Origin of the sequence: Paenibacillus sp. E222 (assembly GCF_013401555.1) — a bacterium.
Taxonomy (GTDB): Bacteria; Bacillota; Bacilli; order Paenibacillales; family Paenibacillaceae; genus Paenibacillus.
On the sequence record NZ_CP058552.1, the window covers coordinates 4,783,764 to 4,798,764 of the forward strand.

Genomic DNA, 15,001 nt, shown 5'->3' on the forward strand with positions numbered 1-15,001 from the left:
AAGGAGGGAGTATACAGTATGACTCAAGCCAAGCAAGAGCAGCCATCTTATTTATATAAGGACCTTGTGAGAAGACTGTATGACTTTGAATCGCTGGCGGTACCGCCGCAGGCGGGTGAGAAATCGGGGTGCTTCTCAAGCTTTGACCGAAGTTCTGTTTATAATGCCGAGACAGGCTTATACGAGAATTGGGGCGCCAATGATGACGGAGGGGGCTTCATTCGCAAGGAAGGGGACAGCATCGTCGCTATGGAACTTAGCGGTCCTGGCGTGATCTGGAGATTCTGGTCTGCGCTTCCGGAGGATGGACATATCCGGATTTATATTGATCATGCCGATACCCCTGTGATCAATCAGCCCTTCCGGGATTATTTTGAAAAATTCAACCAGGAAGGGCCCCCGGCCAATTTTCCGAATCTGTCGCCAACATTATCCCGCGGAAGAAACAGCTTTATTCCGATCTCCTTTCAAAAACATTGCAAGGTGCTGTTGGATAAAGGTTGGGGCGCTTATTACCACATCACTTATACTTCATTCCCTTCCGAAGTCAAACTGCCGTCTTTTGATGGTAGCATCGACAAGGAGTCAGCTATTGCACTGGCCGAAGCGGATCGGGTATTACAGCAAAGAGGAATCGATTCTTCCTTGAATACGGAAGGGTCTTCCCTCGAGAACGTTACGGTATCCGTACCAGCAGGGGGCAAGGCAGTGCTTTTTGATAAAAAGGGGGCCGGCGCCATCTCCATGATCCGGATCAGGACTGACCTTGGACGAAAGAGCGAGGAACAGCAGCGGATCTTGGTTAGGCAGTTGGCCATCTCAATGAAATGGGACAATGGAGTAGATCCCTCCGTATGGGCTCCACTGGGTGATTTTTTTGGAAGCGCTCCCGGCATCAAGCCGTACCGCTCACTGCCTCTGGGTATGAACGAACATGAAATGTACAGTTATTGGTACATGCCATTCTCGGAAGGCGCCAGGATCGAAATTGAAAATGATGGAACGCAGCCGTGTGAGATATCAGCTGATATCCGTTATTTTCCCTTAACAACATCTCATACTGACGATCTCCTGCGTTTTCATGCGAAATGGCATCGGGACGATTATCTGGATATGGACGTGGAGCGCTTCAAGGAAGGCGGGGATCGCTGGCCGGATTGGCCTCTGCTGCTGACGAAAGGCCGGGGAAGGTTCTGCGGCGTTCACCTTCACGTGTACAATACCTGGGAGAAACCCGATGAGGAAGCCGAAACCTGGTGGTATGGGCGTTGGGATCGAAAAACGATTGATTGGTGGTGGGGAGAAGGGGACGAGAAATTTTTCGTGGATGGCGAATCCTTTCCGTCCACATTCGGAACGGGCAGCGAGGACTATATCGGCTATGCCTGGGCGGCTGAGCCTCCCTTCCCGATGTTTGACAGTGCTTTCGCCAGTCAGCCGTTTATCGAATTGGATGCGAACGGACATACCTCGGTTAGCCGATTTCATATTTGTGATAACATTCCCTTCATGAACTCCTTCGAGGGATTTATTGAAAAATATAAAGAGAATCAATGGGGCCCAAATAACCAATGTTTGTATGCCTCCACGGTTTATTGGTATCAGGAGCGGTGCACAAGCGATGATTATAGGCCTGTTTCAGTCAATGACCGCTTAGTTACTTTAAACACCAGGAGGCATAAAAGATGAAGGAATTTTTCTATCGGCCGGATAACGCATGGGTAGGAGACGTTATTCCATATTATGAGGACGGGGAGTTTAAGCTGTTCTATCTGCACGGATGGAGAGATAACTACCGGGAGGACCTCGATCACGGCTGGTATCTTGTCGGAACGAAGGATTTTGTGAATTATCGGGAAGAAGGAGCTTGCCAGATCGAAGGCGGCACCGGTCACGTTCTGAAAGTGGACGGCATCTACCATATGTTCTATTGCATATTTCCTGAAGGCAAGCAGTTGGTATGTCATGCGATAAGCAGAGACTTCAAGACATGGGAGGCGATCCCTGAGGATTCCTTTACCGCTGACGACCGAATATATGAGCTATCCGATTGGCGTGATCCCTTCGTATTCTGGAATGAAGAGGAAGGCCAGTACTGGATGTTGCTTGCAGCGATGGCAAAAGGGCCAACTAATCGAAAGGGATGCACCGCGCTGCTGTCATCCAAGGATCTTAAAGCTTGGGAGTACCGCGAGCCCCTGTACTCGCCAAATCTTCACGTGGGGGCTCACGAATGTCCCGATTTGTTTCGGATCGGAGATTGGTGGTATTTGATCTACTCCTCTTATACCGGACGATTCGCGACCTTTTACCGGATGAGCCGTTCCCTGGAAGGCCCTTGGATTACTCCAAAGGAAGATACCTTCGACGGTCGTGCCTACTATGCTGCCAAATCCGTTTCAGACGGTGAGAAGCGCTATCTGTTTGGATGGAATCCGACGAAGAATGACGATTTATTCGGGTGGAATCCGCAGAAGTCCCTTGGCAAGGATTACGACACTTGGGACTGGGGCGGGAATCTGATTGTGCATGAAATCGTTCAGCGGGCGGATGGAACCCTTGGCGTAAAAGTACCGGAAACGGTTGATGCCGCTTTCGTCAAAACGCTGCCTGTTCAATTCAATGGTATTATTGGAGAGTGGGAGTTCGCAGACGGATCGATCTCTTGCGAGTCACCGTATAGGTTTGCCGGTTGTACAACTTCGGAAGATTTACCCGATCAATGTAAAATATCGGCTGTTGTCTCATTCTCTGAACAAACTCAAGGTGTTGGGCTGATGCTCCGGACAAAAGTCACTCTAGATGCGGCCTATTATGTCACGCTGGAACCACAGCGGAACCGCATTAGCTTTCGGGGGGCGATTATGCAGTCGGAAGAGGGGGGGAAGACGTTCCCTTATGAGGTTGAGCTGGAACGCCCCGTTCAGCTTATTCCCAATCGTCCTTATGAAATCAAAGTGTATATTGACGGATCGATATGCGAAATTTACGTGGACGATGAAATTGCGATGAGTGCCAGAATGTATGATATTCTTCAAGGGAACCTGGGCTTGTTCGTCAGTCAAGGCAGTGCTCAACTCAGCAATGTGAAAATTGCGATCAGAGAATAATATGGGAAAAGTCGAGCAGGGGACCCAATAAGAGTTCCTTGCTCGACTTTTTGAATTAAACTCTCGGAGTGCATTCCTGTCGAGGGATAAGAACATGGTCCCATTAAAGTCGCTATTTTAGCGGCTTTTTTATTTTATCGGTACAAGTTCTTGTCCCAAGCCAAGGACAAGAACTTGTACCGATTGCCGGAATGGACAAGAACATCGTCCGATTACCGATTAGATGTATATCTAACGATTAGCACATGCACTCAAAATCTCATTAAGCCTAAAAAAATCGCCAATTATTTATTCAAATTCCTCAAATTAATTATTTCCGCCGTACATTTTACCGAAGTCTTCCATCTTTTCAAGGACGGGGAGTAACTTCATTCCTTTGTCTGTTAATGAATACTCAACCTTTGGAGGAACTTCCGGATAAACATCACGTCGAATAACGCCATCATTCTCTAGTTCCTTAAGTTGCTTGGTAAGAGAGCCTTGAGAAAGATCTCCAAGGAATTTTTTGATATCCGAATAACGGCGTGTTTCATTTTTTAGGAACCACAGTATAAAGTACTTCCAACGTCCGGAAAGAACATTCTGGGCAAAGGCTATTGCGTACATATCACTTTTTTCATCCATAAACTCTTGTTCAAATCCATCATTACAGACTTTCATTGATATCTCTCCTAATCTGTAGGTACAAAAAAATGTACTAGGTTCATTTAAATTGCCCTCTTTGCAAACGAAACGGATACACTTATGATTGGATCAACAACCAAAACAAAATCATTTTAGTTTGGCTAAAGTGTCAAAATATAAACTCATTTTGGTTTTATAGTTAGCAAGCTAAGTAATAAGTATATTTTTTAATTCTATATTTAGCAAGCTAAATAATAAGTGTGAAAACAGAAAGGAGTACCTGATGTGAATACATCAATCGGACTAAAGCTTTCAATTTTAGACTTTGTCCATATCTATAACGGTACCTCGGCTACGGAGAGTCTTCAGAACGTGACAGATATGGTTCAACTAGCAGAGCAGTGGGGGTTCAACAGGTATTGGTTCACTGAACACCATAACACAACAACTTTGATGAGTACTTCACCAGACTTACTGAGTCTGCACGCAGCATCTCACACTAAAAGCATTCGGGTAGGTTCTGGAGGAATCATGTTACCAAATCATAGCCCTTTGAAAGTCATGGAGAACTTTACGCTTCTTGAAGGATTACATCCAGGGCGTGTAGATCTCGGGATTGGCCGAGCCTCAGGTACGGATGGCAGAACCATGTGGGCATTGTTAAGATCCCAAGAATTAATGGAAGTGAATGATTTTCCAGAGCAATTAGATAACTTGCTTTCCTTCTTTGCCCGTGACTTTAAAGCCAACCACCCGTTAAATCACATCCATCCTCCGGGGGATCATTCAATGGTTCCGGATATGTTTATGCTGGGATCTAGCGAGGGCGGATTACATTTTGCCTTGGAAAAAGGATTAGGGTTTGTATTCGCAGCTCATTTGGCACCACAACGCGCTATTCCTGTGTTGAGAGCTTATCGTTCGAATTTTAAGCCCTCGTCCTATTTAACTGAACCTCAAAGTATGTTAGCGACGATCGTTATTACAGCTGAAACGGAGGAAGAGGCTAAATATACCGCGGGGCCGGCGGAATTAATGTGGGCACAGATGAGTACAGGGGAGAGAAATCTTACTTTTCCTACACCGGAAGAAGCCAAAAATCACCGATACACGCCTCATGAAGAGCTGGCTAGGGAACGTAATAATGATCGCTTTGTGATTGGAAGTGTTAGACAAGTTGCAGAGCAGCTCAGTCAGCTTTCGAAAGCAAGTTTAGTGGATGAAATCATGATTGCAGACTTTTACCCCAATCAAGAGAGCCGTAAGAAAGGGCATGAATTGTTGGCCAAAGAATTAGGCTTATCACAGGAAAATAAGCGAGCACGTGAAAAGGAGAGCATTCAACCATGGAAAAAAGAATACTTAAAATAGGAGGAATTATTGATGGCGTGGGTTGGAATTACTCGGGGTGGAGACACCCTGATATTCCAGCTGATGCCAGTGAAAATATTGAGTATTACGTACAGAAAGCCTTACAACTTGAACAGGGAAAGTTTGATCTCATCTTTTTGGCAGACGTAAGTCATATTGGACCGGGCATGATTCCACACTATCTAAGCATGTTTGAGGGCGTATCCATTTTGTCTGCACTAAGTATGGTAACACACTCCATTGGCTTGGGCGCAACCATAGCGACTTCATATGCTGATCCATTTACGGTTGCCAGACAAATCGCTTCACTCGACAAGATTAGCAAGGGCCGAGCAGGATGGAATGCAATTACATCGAATTCTGGAGGATTAGCCAATTACAGTCGGTCCCATTTAAGAAAAGCAGATCTTTATCCCATGCAAAAAGAGTTTCTAGAGATTGTTGAAGGCCTCTGGGATTCGTATGAAGATGATGCATTTATACGTGATAAGGAACGAGGGATATTTTATGATCCGAGTAAAATGTATTCCTTAGATTATACTGGGAATTACTTTTCCGTAGAGGGACCGTTAAATATCAGTCGATCGAGGCAAGGCAGACCCGTGGTCTTTCAAGCGGGTACTTCCCCGGAGTTCATGGATAATGCTGCACAGCATGCGGAAGTTATCATGGCTCCTGGACATGATTTGGAATACCTCAAAGCATTCACTGCTGAACTGAAACGTAGAGTACAAAATCAGGGCCGTTCACCACATGACCTGTTGATGATGCCTTCTCACAATCCGATCGTTGGTAGAACGGAAAAAGAAGCCCTGGAAAAGCTAAGGGAAATCGAATCATGGATGCCTAAAGGTTATGGAATGCCTAAACCGGGGTTGATCGGATCGGCGGAGCACGTTGCTGAACAAATCGAACATTGGTATCGAGAAGGCGTCATGGATATCTTGCTCATTAGACAAGATCATCCAGCAGGATTTAAGGACTTCATTAAATTAGTTGTTCCCATCTTGCAAGATAAAGGCATATTCCGCAAGGAATATGAGGACGACACACTTCGGGGGAATTTAGGTTTACCTTACCCTGAGAATAAATACACGAAGTAAATATTAAAATTCGTTTAACAAGAGGAGATATTAATGATGAAAAACCGAATTACAGAACTACTTGGTATTGAATATCCTATTATTTCAGCTGCGATGACATGGGTTAATTCTGCAGAATTTGCTGCAGCAATGAATTAATATAAGTGATTGATCCGCCAAAGAACAGGAGCGGCTGAGAGAATATATTTAAAATAAGGGAGATGTTTTACATTGAGTAATAAAATTCGTACAGGAATCATAGGGGCTTCCATTAATAATGGGTGGGCGAGTGGTACACATATTCCAGCTATAGAGCATTTGGATGAGTTTGAGCTTACAGCAGTGGGTACGAGCAATATGGCAAGTGCGAAGAAAAGCGCAGAAGCGTTCTACGCAGATCACGGCTTTGATAACATGGAGAAGCTGGCTCAACATCCTAAAGTGGACATGGTCGTTGTCAGTATTAACGTCAAGGAACATTTTAGCGCCGTTAAAGCCATCGTGCCTGCTGGAAAACCGATCTATTGTGAATGGCCACTGGGATCGAATACAGTTGAAGCACTTGAAATGCAGGAATGGGTAGCGTCCGCAAAATTACCAAATGCGATTGGATTACAGGCCAGACAAGCCCCAGCCGTTCAGTATGTGAAAGATTTATTAGCAGAAGGTTATGTGGGTAAAGTGTTATCTGCCAATTTAAAGATCTCCATTGATGCCATGGGTGGCGTGAGTGATAAGTCCAATGCCTACCTGTTTGATCGGAAGATAGGAGGAAACTTGCTGACCATTGTAGGTGGACATAATCTGGATGCATTTACCTACATGCTTGGAGACTTTACCGAACTTTCTGCTCTCACAGCACAGCAGTTTCCTGAAGTTGAATTGGTGGATATTCAGAAAACTATTAAGAAGACGACAGATGATCAGATACTGATTGCTGGAAAATTAACGAGTGGTGCCGCTGCCAGTGTTCATATTCAAGGTGGCGTTAAACACCAGACAGGACTTACCCTTGAAATTTTCGGAGATCAGGGAACGATCGTACTGAGTGCGCCCGCATCCATTCAATTTGGATCACACCAACTACGCGGTGCAGGAGCTACTGACAACGAACTTCATGAACTAACTATTCCCGATTCCTATTACTGGGGCCCACAATCTCTAAAAAATGACTCCGGATTTGTTCTGAATATGGCTCAGGCTTATCGTAAATTCGCACAAGATATTCAAGAAGGTACAACCTTAGCACCTACTTTTGCTGATGCGGTGAAACTTCATCAATTACTAGATGCCATTGAAAAATCAGCACAGACGGGTGAACGCCAATACTTTTAACCTAAAAAACACAAGAATCCGCAGCACTCAATCACATTGTTGCTGCGGATTCTTATTGGTTAGGATTATGCATCATCTAAAGGTACAAAAAGTTGTACTAAGTTCATCCATATTGCCCTCTTTGCAGATGCAACAAATATATTTATGATAGTGTCAATGTTACTGAACAGTAAAATCATTTAACATTTAATTAGCAGGCTAATTATTTTCGGAACTAAAATAAGTGATTTCCACTATGGTGTTGCGGATTTCGATGTGCACATCTTGCAGGAGCGCGGTTTGTACCACAAGGAATATGAAATAAACGGATAGAGGAGAGGATTTTAATGAATCAGACACTTGAGTTGCTTCATAACCATACATCGTTTCGTTCTTATACATCTCAACCCCTGACTGAGGAACAGATCAATGCGATCTTTCAGGCAGCGAATCAAACTTCATCATTCAGTCTCTTACAGGCCGTTTCCATTATTCGAATCACTGATCCGGTGACTCGGAAAAAAGTCAGAAACCTTTCAGTCAATCAACCTTATATTGAAGAAGCGGCTGAGTTTTGGATTTTCTGTGCAGATTTTAATCGCAATCATCAAATTGCCCCAGAAGTGGATATTGAATATATAGAATTTCTGTTAATTGGTTCGTTCGACGCCGGACTAGTGGCGCAAAATGCGTTAACAGCTGCCGAATCTTTGGGACTTGGCGGTGTGTTTATTGGTGGGGTTAGAGCTAATATTAACGAACTATCTGAAGTATTAAATTTACCGAAATATGTGATTCCTTTGGTGGGATTATGCATAGGTACTCCAGCTGGAGATAAACCTGATCTGAAACCTCGCCTACCGCAATCTATGGTGTTGCTTGAAAATCATTACAGTTCTCTTAATCAAGAAAAACTAGCAACTTATGATGAAACGATGTTGAAGTATTATGAAAATCGACCGACAAGAGCCCCTTTCACTGTGAAAAAAGTAAAGGGATGGAGTAACCACATCCAGGATCATCTCCAGAGAAGTATTCAACCTCAAATGATGAGTTATTTGAACAAGCAAGGATTTGCAAAAAAATAGGTTTATGACAAAGCTGAATTTCCTGAACTTTAGAGCTACCGATAATAGCGGTAGCTCTCTAAGGTAAATTGACAACTGTAATTTATCGTGATAAATTTAGCGGGCTAAATATTATTTGAATGACAGGAAGGGATAATTTATGACAGATGCGGTTGATTGTGATATTCGACAGTCATTAGATCGAATTTCTTCCCAGATGCGTCGGAATTATAGTGAGTCTCTTAGAGAACTTAATCTCTATGTGGGGCAAGATAATTTGTTGTATCGTCTATGGTTGGGTGATGGGGTAACCCAGATGCAGCTTTGTGAACACTTGAAATGTGAACCACCTACAGTAACGAACATGGTTAAATCATTAGAGCAGAACGGTTTTATATATCGTAAACGTGATGTAGAAGATGCGCGGATCATGCGTATCTATCTAACGGACAAAGGACAAGAATTAGAAAAGCCGGTCGATATTAAATGGAGGGAACAGCAGGAGAAATTGCTTCAATCGATTTCGACGGAAGAACGGTTGATACTAAGAAAACTCATGCAACAAATGGAGAGGAATATAGTGTGACTCTCTATTCTTTTGATTTATACTTAGTAAACTAAATATAAATCATTAAATTTCCACATGTACTCATGTCGAGTGACAAGAACATAACTTGGTTCCTTCATTTCATTGGACTCTGAACAAGATTTGGATCTGGATAACCCGCTGAATCGAAATGGGTACAGCTACGGAGTAAATAATCCTATTACATTTGTGGATGCTTATAAGCTTTGACTTCTAACTTCAGTAACTCTATCAATTAGCAATTTTCGTCAGCCGCCATATCAACATGAAAGCGCCAAACGTAATATTTATACTATGAAGTCTTATACACCTCATGTTGCGATGCTGATCAGAAGAAGCATTCAGGAATGATGAAAAGAAAGTATTACAAAAATCAGTTGAAGCATATGTGAAAAGATTAAATTTTTTGAGCCGTTAATCTGTGCAATGATGATTAACGGCTTTTGGTTGTCGCAAAAAGGTAAGGAGGAAGGCAATGGAACAATGTTCTAACACTACTACATGGACGTCAGGGTCAGAAGCAATCACCTGTCCAAGGACAAGAACATTGTGTCATTGCGGATTAGATTTTTACCTAAATAGTATCATGATGAAGATCACGTGGCTAGAAAAAAGCACATGAATTTAAAAATTCGCGTGAATAGAGATAAATGCATTTTTAGCGAAAGAGATGCAGGTAGGACGCCGTCCTGTCCAATCATGGGCAAACATAAAGAGCCGCGCGGTAGAAAATCTTACTGAAAGGTTGCACAAATTGCTAAAATGCTCTCTGAATCTGGTTTCAATGTCGTAAGTGGTGGGGGGCCAGGCGGCATGGAAGCAACACACCTTGGGGCACTTTTTGCTGGTTGATCAGAAGAATCCCTTACTACTGCCATCGAAAAATTAGCAAAAAAGCCATACGATGAATTTCCGAAAAACATGAAAGACATTATAAGTAAAGACGGAAAAAGTATTAACGAGGAATTATTAACTAATCTGCACGGATGGATGCTTCCAGCTTGGGAAATTGCTAATGATCTAAAGAACCACCTAACACCAATAAATCGAAGTTTAGCTGTTCCAACGTGGCATTATGGTCATGAACCATTTACTCCGTTTGCCACTCATGTCGCAAAATACTTTCTCAATAGCATATGGGAGGATGTTCTTGTAACCCTTGCTTCCTGCGGGATCATATTCTCAGAGGGGAGGGGAGGAACGATCCAGGAGGTATTCCAGGATGCTGCCCAAGTTTATTACCGTGAGACAGATAATGGTGAAAAAAACACAGCTCCAATTACTTCAATGATTTTTCTAGATTGCAAGTTTTGGTCAATTCCTGAAACTCCAGATGGTAAACCTCACATGCCTGTACTGGATTTGCTTCATCAACTCTTTGTGGTTACAGGAAATATGGTAGGAGAGTTGGTTGGTTTTAAAGTAGACAAGTTAAATAATCCCCTTCGAGCAAGGATTAAATTTGACGAAACTGGCAGAGTTGGTTATGTGGAACTTGAAGATCTTCATCATTTTGCAAATGAGTAATCAAATAGGATTTGATTCTTTCTCTATTATTGCAGAAGATTAAGCTAGATGGAATGATGTGCGTTCTACAACGGGAAGCCTTTCGAATATACTAGTTACACGAAAAAAGCCGTCATTCATCTCTTGACGGCTTTTTTCATTTGAAAGTCATCTCATGACCCTAGACTCTTTGCGATATATGCTTCATCTTTGAAGGGATTTATTACATCACCTACAGGCTCAATCTCAAGATATCGAAGTTTAAAAGGATCCTCTTTAATAGCAGTTTAATGTCGTAGCATGTCTGAGAGGAAAAGTGAACTATATAATCGTTTCTTGGTGGGAAACGATCGGTAATCTTTATCTGGAACTGTCTTACTTATCAGCAGTATAATGCAATGACAGTAGATGGAACTTAAAAGGAAAGCTAATCAGGTCAATCATGGGAAGAAATTTTTTTAAAAAAAATATAGAGTATAAGATGTTAAGCGACCCAGATGAAACGGATCAAGAAATGATCGGTAACGGGTATATAAAAGTTACAGACGCTCAGTTTGACAAAGCATTCAATTGCTATCCACATCTAATAAACAATGAGATTACTTACAGAGATGTTCTGAAAGAAATAGAGGAACTATCGTAGAGCACTCAGTGGAGAGGTATAATTGACGGCAAAATTAGTGCAGCTTTAATGTCGAGGGACAAGAACATGTTCCCATTGAAGTCGCTATTTTAGCGGCTTTTTTATTTTATCGGTACAAGTTCTTGTCCCAAGTCAAGGACAAGAACATAGTCCGATTGCCGATTAGGCGTATATCTAATCGGCAACTTGCTCTTCGTTTCATTAAACTAACGGGCAGTTATGCGTAACTTCCAAGGAATGTAAACATCTAAATAACGTAAGGAACGAGGAGGCAGACAATTCATGGGTGGAACGAATGTTTGGGATGCGGAGTGGGAGGTTAACGAAGAGCAGGCGCGGACGCTGATCGGCAGACAATTCCCTCAGCTGTCATCGAAGCAAGTGAAGCGATTGGGCTGGGGCTGGGACAATACGGTTTTTCTCATCGGTGACGAGTACGTGTTCCGGTTTCCAAGAAGATCTATTGCAGTTGGCTCGATTCGTATGGAAGGGAAGCTGCTGCCGAAGTTGGAAGCATATATGACCATCCCCTATCCGAAACCGTTGTTTTATGGCGAAGCAAGTGACGAATACCCGGCACCATTTCTTGGCTATGCCTACGTGCCAGGAGATTTCCCAATCGGTTTGACGGAAGAACGCCGGGCTTTATCGGCAGAGACGCTGGCGAAATTTTTGCGGAGATTGCATGAGTTTCCGCTGCAGACGGCGCTGAAGTGCGGAGTTCAGCAAGATCATCGAAACTTGACGGACATAGCATCGCGCAAAGTGAAATTGGAAGGATTTCTATCGAAGGTGGTTGAACACTTGTCGCCGGAGGAGTCCGGTGTGATCGAAGCGTATATTAGCAGGCTGCAAAAGGACCGTGTCGAGGCGGTGAATGCAGTGCTACATGGCGATCTTCATTTCAAAAATATGCTTGTGAATGAGAACGGGATCGTTTCCGGCATCATTGATTGGGGCGATCTGAGCGTAGGCCATCCGGCTTGCGATTTGAGCGTTGCTTATAGCTTTTTACCACCTTACGCTCGCGGCGTGTTTTTCGAAATGTACGGAGGAGCGGACGAGGAAACGAAGCTGCTGGCGCGGCTGATCGCGGTATACATCCCCATACTGATCTTAATGCAAGCGGTCGATGACGGGAATGAAGCGATTGCGGCAGAGGCAAAATCCAACATCATGCGGGCACTGTCGGATTAGGCTCATTATTTCGTTGCGGCTATGGGGCTATGGCTATCGGCACCATTTTGTCGTTTAAAGGCAGCGATAAGGTACGATCCGCCTTCTCTGACGCCGTTCTTGTCCAGCTACAGCAATAGGTACACGATTGCGTCTTCCAATCTGCTATAGCTAATTATAGGCAAAATTGGACCGAAAAATTTCATTTGCCATAGTCGCCGAACTCCATGTGGCGACCATCCCATTAAAGTCGGTTCGATAAAGCCGCTATTCTCATCGGATGAACCGCCGTATATGATTTCTCCTTTGCCTTTCTCAATGAAGGCATTTCAACCGGTTGAAATGCCTCGCGCTCACAATGCGGCCATAATCACAGCTTTTGACGATTTCCGAACCAAAGAACTGCTTAATCGTCAGGATCAATTCGCTGATTAGCTCCACCTTCACCAATTCATGGACGAGCACATAATCGAGTGCCACGCAAGTTTGGCCCGAATTGACCATTTTCCCGCTGAAGTTTACGTAACCTAGCTGCTCTGAATCAATCTATATTTTCTTCAAACGATTTGTTTTCAAGCTTTTTAATATATTCATGGGTAGCGAGTCTCCAAAAAATCAACTTTTATTTCTTCGATGCAGGACGTCCAAGACGTTCAGAGAGGGCAGCCATAAATTTACGTGTGACAAAACGGGCACTATTGGAGATCCAGTAATTGCCGACACCGTCTATCACATAGATACGGTTTTTCTCAAGTCCACGAAAGGCGGTCTTTACAACAGACTGAGGAGTACCCGTAACGTTTATTGGCAAATTCGTAGCATCGACCTTATCGAAAAATCCTGTTTTGGTCGCTCCTGGACATAGTGCCATAACACGAATTCCCAAGTGTTTGTTCTCTGCCCAGAGTGATTCCGAGAAAGAAAGTACAAATGCTTTGGTAGCGGCATAAGCCCCCATATATGGAAATGGATAAAAAGCTAAAAAAGAAGAAACATTAACGATAATTCCATCCTTCTGTTGCTGCATGTAGGGTAAAAACTGAGCCGTCATATCCATGAGTGAGGTGATATTCAGATCAACCATCTCGCGATAACGTTCCATAGAGGTTTCTTCAAACCGGCCGTCTGTTCCGAATCCTGCATTGTTAATCAAAATGTTCACCTTAAGTCCAAGCTCCTTAACCTTTTCGGCCAGTTCTTCAGCAGCCCCCAGCTTTGAAAGATCACTGACTAGAGGGTAAGTATTAACTCCATAAGTAGCCTTTAAATCTTTGGCAAGTAACTCAAGTTTATCCTTCGAACGTGCAACCACAATGACATGACTGCCTCTTGCAGCAAGCTCTCTTGCGTAGGCCTCTCCTATACCAGATGAAGCACCTGTGACCAGAGCGACTTTACCTTTATAAATAATCATTAATATGACCTCCTGATTAATAAGGTTTTATGTTGTTTGTTAAAAGTTTAGAAAATATTTTCTAAATAAAATATACGTATTGAGGCTGTAGTTGTCAATAATATAGAATTTTAATTCTTTTTCCTGTGTTTTTTTTCTGATAATCACAGGAAATATCTATTTTCCATCGATTTTGTGGAATTTTTATTCTAAAATTGACATCGTTATTTTTCAGATCTATAATTTTGATAGAAAATATTTTCCGAAAAGGAGGGGTGAACATGGGTAAGCGAGAGGATATTAGAATTGCAGCGCTGGATTTAATCATTGAGGAGGGCATACAGTCCGTTACTTTCCCAAAAATTTTCAAACGAGCCAATGTTGGCTCCAGCACCTTCTATAATTATTATAAAAACAAAGAAGAGCTAGTTAATGAGCTATATAAAAGTGTACTCATGCACATGGGAGAAGTGATCATGACCGGCTATGACCCTAATCTCACAGTCTATGAACGAACCAAGGGAATTCTGAGACACATGGTGGATTACGGGCTGAATTACCCAAAAGAAATTCTGTTTCTGGAAGGATATAGCGATTCTCCTTACATCGACGAAGAAGTGAGAAATATGATGAATCCTGCGATGATTGAAATTTTTGCTGTTATCGAAGAAGGTCAGAAGCAGGGCATCATCAGCGAAATGAATCCAATGTTTTGCTGTCATCTCATCAAAGGCATGGTTGCTACTTCAATAAGGGGGTATTTGGGAGGAAAATACCCTTTTGGCGAGGAGCAGATTCGGCAAACATTGGATGCGTGCTGGAGAGCCATTAAGGTCTAGCTTCTGATATCATATTAAAACATAGAAAAGGATTCACCAGGTTTGCACCGTAATTTGATCCGCAATAAATGCCTTTGGGAGAAGTAATAGATAGTTTAGTAGAAAAACAGAATGTTATTGTAGTATTAGGATTTTTGCGTAGGTAAGGAAGAAACAACTGCTAAACGAATAAGCTGTTGCGGGACAAGAACATTGTTCCATTCAAAGTCGCTATTATAGCGGCTTTTTTGTTTTAAGGAACCAAGTTCTTGTCCTAAACTGAGGACAAGAACTTGGTTCCTTTGCCGAAA

General features: G+C 42.9%; 14 protein-coding genes. 10 read left to right on the plus strand and 4 right to left on the minus strand.

The features are described from left to right. Positions 1-18 precede the first annotated feature (18 nt). The gene (locus tag HW560_RS21540) at positions 19-1,689 is read left to right on the plus strand and encodes a glycoside hydrolase family 172 protein (protein ID WP_179264651.1); all 1,671 of its coding nucleotides are present in this window, start codon (positions 19-21) and stop codon (positions 1,687-1,689) included. Then, the gene (locus HW560_RS21545; RefSeq protein ID WP_179264653.1) at positions 1,686-3,110 is read left to right on the plus strand and encodes a glycoside hydrolase family 32 protein; all 1,425 of its coding nucleotides are present in this window, start codon (positions 1,686-1,688) and stop codon (positions 3,108-3,110) included. Before HW560_RS21540 ends, HW560_RS21545 begins: the two co-directional genes overlap by 4 nt. Positions 3,111-3,416: 306 nt before the next feature. On the opposite strand, the gene HW560_RS21550 is transcribed toward HW560_RS21545, so the two are convergent. After that, positions 3,417-3,770: a winged helix-turn-helix transcriptional regulator gene (locus tag HW560_RS21550; protein WP_090898580.1), complete on the minus strand. Its 354-nt coding sequence runs from the start codon at positions 3,768-3,770 to the stop codon at positions 3,417-3,419. 249 nt (positions 3,771-4,019) lie between these two features. Between HW560_RS21550 and HW560_RS21555 the strand changes: the two genes are divergently transcribed. From HW560_RS21555 to HW560_RS21590, 7 genes are all read left to right on the plus strand, one after another. Further along, positions 4,020-5,105: an LLM class flavin-dependent oxidoreductase gene (locus HW560_RS21555; RefSeq protein ID WP_179264655.1), complete on the plus strand. Its 1,086-nt coding sequence runs from the start codon at positions 4,020-4,022 to the stop codon at positions 5,103-5,105. After that, positions 5,081-6,208 (plus strand): NtaA/DmoA family FMN-dependent monooxygenase, encoded by a 1,128-nt coding sequence (locus tag HW560_RS21560; protein WP_090898574.1) that lies wholly within the window; start codon positions 5,081-5,083, stop codon positions 6,206-6,208. The genes HW560_RS21555 and HW560_RS21560 overlap by 25 nt, the downstream gene beginning before the upstream one ends. Positions 6,209-6,418: 210 nt before the next feature. Continuing rightward, a complete protein-coding gene (locus tag HW560_RS21570; RefSeq protein WP_179264658.1) occupies positions 6,419-7,522 on the plus strand; it encodes a Gfo/Idh/MocA family protein in 1,104 nt (367 codons plus the stop codon). 326 nt (positions 7,523-7,848) lie between these two features. Then, positions 7,849-8,589, plus strand: a complete 741-nt coding sequence (gene nfsA / locus HW560_RS21575; protein ID WP_090898568.1) for an oxygen-insensitive NADPH nitroreductase — start codon at positions 7,849-7,851, stop codon at positions 8,587-8,589. Between the two features lie 139 nt (positions 8,590-8,728). After that, positions 8,729-9,154, plus strand: a complete 426-nt coding sequence (locus HW560_RS21580) for a MarR family winged helix-turn-helix transcriptional regulator (RefSeq protein ID WP_090898565.1) — start codon at positions 8,729-8,731, stop codon at positions 9,152-9,154. A gap of 921 nt (positions 9,155-10,075) precedes the next feature. Next, the gene (locus HW560_RS21585; RefSeq protein ID WP_177185712.1) at positions 10,076-10,681 is read left to right on the plus strand and encodes a hypothetical protein; all 606 of its coding nucleotides are present in this window, start codon (positions 10,076-10,078) and stop codon (positions 10,679-10,681) included. 904 nt (positions 10,682-11,585) lie between these two features. Next, the gene (locus tag HW560_RS21590; protein WP_090898553.1) at positions 11,586-12,500 is read left to right on the plus strand and encodes a phosphotransferase; all 915 of its coding nucleotides are present in this window, start codon (positions 11,586-11,588) and stop codon (positions 12,498-12,500) included. Between the two features lie 107 nt (positions 12,501-12,607). Here HW560_RS21590 and HW560_RS34480 read toward each other — a convergent pair whose 3' ends face one another. From HW560_RS34480 to HW560_RS21605, 3 genes are all read right to left on the minus strand, one after another. After that, positions 12,608-12,799, minus strand: a complete 192-nt coding sequence (locus HW560_RS34480) for an aldehyde dehydrogenase family protein (protein WP_143067054.1) — start codon at positions 12,797-12,799, stop codon at positions 12,608-12,610. Then, a complete protein-coding gene (locus HW560_RS34485) occupies positions 12,795-12,983 on the minus strand; it encodes an aldehyde dehydrogenase family protein (protein WP_373564953.1) in 189 nt (62 codons plus the stop codon). Before HW560_RS34485 ends, HW560_RS34480 begins: the two co-directional genes overlap by 5 nt. A gap of 118 nt (positions 12,984-13,101) precedes the next feature. Then, entirely contained in the window at positions 13,102-13,893 is a 792-nt protein-coding gene (locus tag HW560_RS21605) for an SDR family NAD(P)-dependent oxidoreductase (RefSeq protein WP_179264663.1), read from the minus strand. A 260-nt stretch (positions 13,894-14,153) separates the two neighbouring features. On the opposite strand from HW560_RS21605, the gene HW560_RS21610 reads away from it, so the two are divergent. Beyond that, on the plus strand, positions 14,154-14,711 hold the full coding sequence (locus HW560_RS21610) for a TetR/AcrR family transcriptional regulator (protein WP_090898548.1): 558 nt from the start codon (positions 14,154-14,156) through the stop codon (positions 14,709-14,711). Positions 14,712-15,001: the final 290 nt, after the last annotated feature.

Excerpts from the sequence above, each read along its gene's own strand:
- HW560_RS21540 (WP_179264651.1), top strand. The coding sequence starts at position 19 with ATGACTCAAGCCAAGCAAGAGCAGCCATCTTATTTATATAAGGACCTT.
- HW560_RS21545 (WP_179264653.1), top strand. The coding sequence starts at position 1,686 with ATGAAGGAATTTTTCTATCGGCCGGATAACGCATGGGTAGGAGACGTT.
- HW560_RS21550 (WP_090898580.1), bottom strand. The coding sequence starts at position 3,770 with ATGAAAGTCTGTAATGATGGATTTGAACAAGAGTTTATGGATGAAAAA.
- HW560_RS21560 (WP_090898574.1), top strand. The coding sequence starts at position 5,081 with ATGGAAAAAAGAATACTTAAAATAGGAGGAATTATTGATGGCGTGGGT.
- nfsA (WP_090898568.1), top strand. The coding sequence starts at position 7,849 with ATGAATCAGACACTTGAGTTGCTTCATAACCATACATCGTTTCGTTCT.
- HW560_RS21580 (WP_090898565.1), top strand. The coding sequence starts at position 8,729 with ATGACAGATGCGGTTGATTGTGATATTCGACAGTCATTAGATCGAATT.
- HW560_RS21585 (WP_177185712.1), top strand. The coding sequence starts at position 10,076 with ATGAAAGACATTATAAGTAAAGACGGAAAAAGTATTAACGAGGAATTA.
- HW560_RS21590 (WP_090898553.1), top strand. The coding sequence starts at position 11,586 with ATGGGTGGAACGAATGTTTGGGATGCGGAGTGGGAGGTTAACGAAGAG.
- HW560_RS34485 (WP_373564953.1), bottom strand. The coding sequence starts at position 12,983 with ATGGTCAATTCGGGCCAAACTTGCGTGGCACTCGATTATGTGCTCGTC.
- HW560_RS21605 (WP_179264663.1), bottom strand. The coding sequence starts at position 13,893 with ATGATTATTTATAAAGGTAAAGTCGCTCTGGTCACAGGTGCTTCATCT.
- HW560_RS21610 (WP_090898548.1), top strand. The coding sequence starts at position 14,154 with ATGGGTAAGCGAGAGGATATTAGAATTGCAGCGCTGGATTTAATCATT.